This is a genomic window from Streptomyces sp. ActVer (assembly GCF_027270795.1).
GTDB classification, from domain to species: domain Bacteria; phylum Actinomycetota; class Actinomycetes; order Streptomycetales; family Streptomycetaceae; genus Streptomyces; species Streptomyces umbrinus_A.
Genome location: NZ_JAPWHT010000556.1, coordinates 1 through 6,040, shown reverse-complemented (window position 1 = coordinate 6,040; position 6,040 = coordinate 1). Strand labels below are relative to the sequence as shown.

General features: G+C 71.4%; 6 protein-coding genes and 1 pseudogene. 4 read left to right on the top strand and 3 right to left on the bottom strand.

Annotated elements, in window-relative coordinates:
• From O3Q52_RS47300 to O3Q52_RS47285, 4 genes are all read left to right on the top strand, one after another.
• Window positions 1-1,901, top strand: a 1,901-nt coding sequence (locus O3Q52_RS47300; protein ID WP_269654650.1) for an alpha-N-acetylglucosaminidase, incomplete at its 5' end; no start/stop codon positions are given.
• A gap of 53 nt (window positions 1,902-1,954) precedes the next feature.
• Window positions 1,955-2,707: a GntR family transcriptional regulator gene (locus O3Q52_RS47295; protein ID WP_269654649.1), complete on the top strand. Its 753-nt coding sequence runs from the start codon at window positions 1,955-1,957 to the stop codon at window positions 2,705-2,707.
• A gap of 146 nt (window positions 2,708-2,853) precedes the next feature.
• A complete protein-coding gene (locus O3Q52_RS47290; protein WP_269654648.1) occupies window positions 2,854-3,495 on the top strand; it encodes an ATP-dependent Clp protease proteolytic subunit in 642 nt (213 codons plus the stop codon).
• Window position 3,496: 1 nt separating this feature from the next.
• Window positions 3,497-4,105: a ClpP family protease gene (locus tag O3Q52_RS47285; protein ID WP_269654647.1), complete on the top strand. Its 609-nt coding sequence runs from the start codon at window positions 3,497-3,499 to the stop codon at window positions 4,103-4,105.
• A gap of 62 nt (window positions 4,106-4,167) precedes the next feature.
• On the opposite strand, the gene O3Q52_RS47280 is transcribed toward O3Q52_RS47285, so the two are convergent.
• The 3 genes and pseudogenes from O3Q52_RS47280 to O3Q52_RS47270 all read right to left on the bottom strand — a co-directional run.
• Entirely contained in the window at window positions 4,168-4,605 is a 438-nt protein-coding gene (locus tag O3Q52_RS47280) for a RodZ family helix-turn-helix domain-containing protein (protein ID WP_269654646.1), read from the bottom strand.
• A 70-nt stretch (window positions 4,606-4,675) separates the two neighbouring features.
• Window positions 4,676-5,187: pseudogene (locus tag O3Q52_RS47275) on the bottom strand (cation diffusion facilitator family transporter); the annotation flags it as partial.
• A 137-nt stretch (window positions 5,188-5,324) separates the two neighbouring features.
• The coding region (locus tag O3Q52_RS47270; RefSeq protein ID WP_269654645.1) for a CAP domain-containing protein at window positions 5,325-6,040 on the bottom strand (716 nt) is incomplete at its 5' end.

The window sequence follows — 6,040 nt, the reverse complement described above, 5'->3', positions numbered from 1 at the left end:
CGGACCGCCTGCCCCGCACCGGCACGGCCGCCCGGACGACCTCCCCCTACCTCCACCGCTACCACTTCAACGTCTGTACCTTCGGCTACACCACGGCGTTCTGGGACTGGGCGCGCTGGGAGCGCCACATCGACTGGATGGCGCTGCACGGAGTGACCACACCGCTCGCGATGACGGGCGCGGAGGCCGCCTGGCAACAGGCACTCCTGCGCACCGGCCTGGACGACGACACCGCCCGGCGCTTCCTCGGCGGCCCGGCCCACCTCCCGTGGAACTGGCTCGCCTCGCTCGACAGTTGGGGTGGTCCACTGCCGCAGAGCTGGATCGACGGCCATGCGGACCTGGGCCGCCGCATCCTGGACCGGGAACGCGCGCTCGGCATGCGTCCCGTCCTCCAGGGCTTCTCGGGCCATGTGCCCCGCGAACTGATCGCGGACCGGGACGCCCGCTCGACGACCCTTCCCTGGTGGGACTTCGAGGTCGGAGTACTGGACCCGCGCGACCCGCTGTTCGCGGAGTTCGGCACCGTGCTGCTGACCGAGCAGACCCGCCTCTTCGGCACCGACCACCTCTACGCGGCCGATCCGTTCATCGAGACGATTCCGCCGGTGACCGACCCCGCCGACATCGCCCGGGTCGCGCGCGCCGTGCACGGCGCCATGACCGCGGTGGACGGCGAGGCCACCTGGGTGCTCCAGGCATGGCCCTTCTCCTACCGCTCCGACTACTGGACACCGGACCGGACCCGGGCCTTCCTCGACGCCATCCCGGACGACCGCATGCTGATCCTGGACCTGTGGGCCGAGCACAGGCCGGTCTGGCGGCACACCGACGGCTACCGGGGAAAACCCTGGGTGTGGTGCATGCTCCACAGCCTGGGCGGACGCCCCGGGCTCTACGGGAAGCTGGACGAGACCGCCGCCGGCCCCGCAGAGGCCGGCAGTGACGCACGCGGCGGTTCGCTCTCCGGAATCGGCGCGAGCATGGAGGCCTTCGGCGGCGACCCGGTCCTGTACGAGCTGCTGGCCGACGTCGCCTGGAACGGCTCGGTCAAGGACGTAAAGGCATGGCTGGAGAACTGGGCGGAGGCCCGCTACGGACGCCGAACCCCCGGCCTGCTGCGCGCCTGGGAACTGCTCCACGCCACCGTCTACGACGCGGACGGCCCCGGACCACCGGGCTCCGTCGTCGTCTGCCGGCCCACACTGCAGGGGGACCTGCGCCCGGAGCTGCCGGTGCATCTGGCGGCGCCGCCCTCGCCGTCCGTACCACCCGGTCTGGCCGAGGCGTGGACGCTCCTGGCCGGTGAGGCAGCGGACGAGGACAGCGCGGGCCCGCTCGGCCGGGACCTGTGCGACGTCACCGCGCAGGTGCTCACCCACGTGGCGTGCGACCAGCAGCGGCGGGCGGCGGACGCGGCCCTGGCACGCGACACCGACCGCTTCCGAGCCGCCGCCACCGAACTCCTCACCACCATCGAGGACCTGGACGCGTTGCTGGCCACCCGCCCCGAGTACCGGCTGGGCTCCTGGCTCGCCGAAGCCGGCAGCTGGGCGTCCACCCCCGCCGAGGCCGAGCTGTACGAGGCCAACGCGCGACGGATCCTCACGGTCTGGGGGCACTCCCGCAGCGAGCTGCACGACTACTCGGGCCGGCACTGGGCCAGCCTGGTCCATTCGTTCTACCTCCCGCGCTGGCGACGCTGGTACGAGCACATCGTGCGGGCACTCGAGACCGGATCCCCTTACCGGGCCCAGGAGTTCGAGACGTCCCTGATCGAATGGGAGGAGCGCTGGACCACCGAACGGAGTGAGCAGGCGACGCCCGGCCCGGACACCGCCGGGACGACCCTGGCCGTGGTGCGTACGCTGATGCCCCGTTACCGCGCCTCTCGGGGCTAGCGGACACGTGCGAACCGCGGAGTGATCGTGATGCTCAAGGACAGGCGCTGACTGTGACGCTCAAGGACAGGCGCAGGGACGACGGCCCGGACGCGGACTCCTACAAGACGGAGTCCTTCAAGCACGAGGCGCTGCGTCGGCTGCTCCAGGCCGACATCGCCCGGATGCGGCCCGACGAGGCACTGCCCACCGAACGGCAGCTCGCCGAGCGCTACGACGTCAGCAGAGCGACCGCCCGGCGCGCGCTCCAGGCACTGCGCGAGGACGGCCTCATCCGCAGTGTGCGCGGCGTGGGCACCTTCGTCTCACACCCACAGATCACCAAGACGTCGACGCTCACCTCGTTCTCCGAGGACCTGCGCTCGCGCGGCTACCACCCCAGCGCCGAGCTCCTCGCCGCCGAGGTCGTCGAGGCCGACCTGCACCACGCCACGGCCCTCGGCGTCGATCCCGGCACCGCCCTGCACCGCATCGAACGGCTGCGCCTCGGCGACGACTTCCCCATCTGCCTGGAGACCGTCTACCTCTCCGCCGAACGCTTCCCGAGCCTGGACGAGTCCCTCCTCAAGGGCTCGCTGTCGGAAGCGCTGCAGAACACCCACGGAGTCAGGGTCGTCCGGGCGACCCAGCATATCCGGGCGGTGAACGTGACCGGCCGCCAGGCCCGCCTCCTCGGCGTCAAGGAGGGCTCCGCCGCCCTGCTCGTACGACGCACGGCGTTCGACGACACGGGGCATGTCGTGGAGTACGGCGAGTCGTTGTGCCGTGGCGATCTGTACGAGTTCTCGCTGGTGGTGACGAAGTAGCCCCTGCTCGCTCCGTGTGCTCCGCTCCGGCGCGGCTCTGCTGCTGGCGAATCTGCTGCGGGCCGAGATTCCTTCCGCGCGGCCGTGGTCCGGCCGAGGGTGGAGACACCGCGGTGATCCTGGCCGCGCCACCAGAAGGAGGAGCGATGGCACGATTCAGCAGCACCCTGGAACCCAGGGCCGAGGAGGGGGACACCCCGCCGTCCCGGTTCGACGACCACCTCGCCGCCCAACTCCTCAACCAGCGCATCGTGTTCCTCGGCACGCAGGTCGACGAGGTCTCCGCCAACCGGGTCTGCGCACAGCTGCTCCTGCTCTCGGCGGAGGACTCGCGCACCGACATCGGCCTCTACATCAACAGCCCGGGTGGCTCGGTGCACGCGGGCCTGGCGATCTACGACACGATACGGCTCATCCCGAACGACGTGTCGACCCTCGCCATGGGCTTCGCCGCGAGCATGGGGCAGTTCCTGCTCACCGTCGGCACCCCGGGCAAGCGCTACTCGCTCCCGAACGCGCGGATCATGATGCACCAGCCCTCGGCCGGCATCGGCGGCACCACCGCCGACATCGCCATCCAGGCCGAGAACCTCCAGTTCACCAAGGAGACCATCGAGCGGATCACCGCCGAACACACCGGCCAGAGCGTGGAGACGATCGGCCGCGACGGCGACCGCGACCGCTGGTTCACGGCCGAACAGGCCAGGGAGTACGGCATGGTCGACCGGGTCGTCGAGTCCCTCGACGACGTCCGCCCGGCCTCCTCGAAGCGACGGATGGGACTCTGACATGAGCCAGTACACGATCCCGAACGTGGTCGAGCGCACCCCGCAGGGCGAGCGCGCGTACGACATCTACAGCCGGCTGCTGTCCGAGCGGATCATCTTCCTCGGGACCGAGATCGACGACGGCGTCGCCAACGTCGTCATCGCGCAACTGCTCCACCTGGAGTCGTCCGCTCCCGAACGGGAGATCGCGATCTACCTCAACTCGCCCGGCGGATCGTTCACTTCACTGATGGCGATCTACGACACGATGGGCTACGTCGGCGCGCCCATCTCGACGTTCTGCGTCGGTCAGGCCGCCTCGACCGCCGCGGTGCTCCTGGCCGGGGGAGACCCCGGCCGGCGCTTCATCCTGGAACACGCGCGGGTGCTGCTCGGCCAGCCCGCGAGCGGCGGTGCGCGGGGCACGGTCTCCGACCTGAGCCTGCAGGCCAAGGAGATGCTCCGTATCCGGTCCCAGGTCGAGGAGGTCCTGTCCCTGCACACTCATCACCCCGTCGAGACCCTGCGCGCCGACATGGACCGCGACAAGATCTTCACCGCGCGGGAGGCCGTGGCGTACGGACTGGCCGACGAGGTGCTCAGCCGACGGCTGGTGCCCGCGGCGGCTTGACCATGTCGCCGCCGCGGAGCCTCAGCGGGCGCAGGGCCTCAGCAGCTCAGGCCCTGCGCGCCTCAGGCGGCGAGGCGGATGTCGCCCAGCCGGGACTGCGCCTCGGTGCGCCGGGGCGCGGTGCGGGACCCGGACCTGAGGGGCTGGGAGGTGAGGGGCTGGGACCGGAGCGGCTGGGCCGGTCGTGCGAGCCTGCCGTGCGCCAGGGCGAGCAGATCGGCGAGGCCGAGCCCGAGTGCGTGTGCGGCGGCCGCGAGGACCTCGGACGAGGCCTCCTTGCGGCCCCGCTCCAGCTCGGAGAGGTACGGCATCGAGATCCGGGCCGCGTCGGCCACGTCCTTGAGCGTCCGCTCCTGGGCGAGCCGCTCGCGCCGCAGGACGTCACCCACGACGTCACGCCACAACGGCTCCTTGGGCGCCGGCTCCTCCGGCTTCGCCGGCGCGGCCGGTACGGGTCGCAGGGGAATGACACGGGCTTCTTCGGACGCGTGGCTGCTCACCTCTCCACCCTAGAAAGCGCGGCGCGATTCGGGGAGGTCATCGCGTTCTGCCCTCGGCGAAGCCCGGGCCCTCGTTGAGTATGTGCTGGTAGGCGCCCTCGACGTTGAGCGAGGAGCGGTTGGCCTTCGAGATGCACCAGGCCGCCGCGATGTTCACCACGATCCCCGCAAGGCCGTGCCGAACACCAGTCCGCCCTCCACCTCGGGCGGGTCGATCAGCCGCCGCACCGCCTCGTACGCCAGCCAGGCGCCGAGCAGCAGCAGCGTGAGCCCGTTCGCCTGCGCGGAGAGGATCTCGGCGCGCCTGAGGCCGTACGTGAAGCCGCCCCGGGCCGACCGCGCGGCCAGCCGCATCGCGATGAGCGCCGGCACGATGGACACGGCGTCCGTCAGCATGTGCGCGGCGTCGGAGATCAGGGCGAGCGACTGGGCAAGGACGCCGATGACGACCTCGGCCGCCATGAACGTGGTGCTCAGCGTCAGCGCGATCGCGAGCTAGCGGCGGTCCGCGTCCGCCGACACACCGTGCGAGTGCCCCGCGTGCCCGTCCGACCCGTGGTGGTCGTGGTGCGCGCTGGTCATGTGTGTCCTCCTCGATACGGTGTAGGGCCTCCGCAATGAAGCGCACCTCGCGGAGATCGGCAAAGGCTGCGCCGGTGACCGTTGTCATCATCGTTGGCAGGCCTGACCTGCCGCGAAGAATTGGCGGTGGGGTCGGGTCAGGCGCCGAAGAGCTGTGTCCAGTACGTGCCCGCCGACCCGCCGCCCGCGAAGCCGACGCCTATGTGGGTGAAGGCCGGCTTGAGGATGTTGGCGCGGTGGCCGGGGCTGTCCATCCAGCCCTGCACGACCTCGGCGGCGGAGCGCTGGCCGCACGCGATGTTCTCGCCGATGGTGCGGCGGGTGCTGCCCGCGGCCGCGGCCCGGTGCCAGGGCTCGCTGCCGTCGGGGGAGGTGTGGGAGTAGAACGCGCGGGTCACCATGTCCGCGCTGTGAGCCTGTGCCGCATTCGTGAGCAGGGTGTCCACGGCCAACGGTCGCAGACCGGCCCGGGTCCGCTCGGCATTGGTGAGCGCCACGACCTCCGCGGCCGTCTGCGCCAGCCCGCCGGGGGTGAGGGTCCGGGCCCACAGGGCCGTCCAGTAGAGGGTGCCGGAGCGGCCGTCGGGCACGTACGCCACACCTGCCTCGGTGAACGCCGGGTCGTGGATCGTGCGCCGGGACTGCTCTCCGGACAGGCAGTACTCCACGAACTCCGCGGCGTCGCGCGGGCCGGAGACCAGGTGCTCGCCGACCGTGAGATACGCGTAGCCGTTCGCGGTGAGGCGCTGGTAGACCGAGAGCCCGTCCGCGCCCTCGGAGCCCAGGCTGCCCCGCGCGGCCATGCCGGCGGCATGCGTGTGCGCCGCGGCGGTGAGGCGGGCGTCGAGGGACA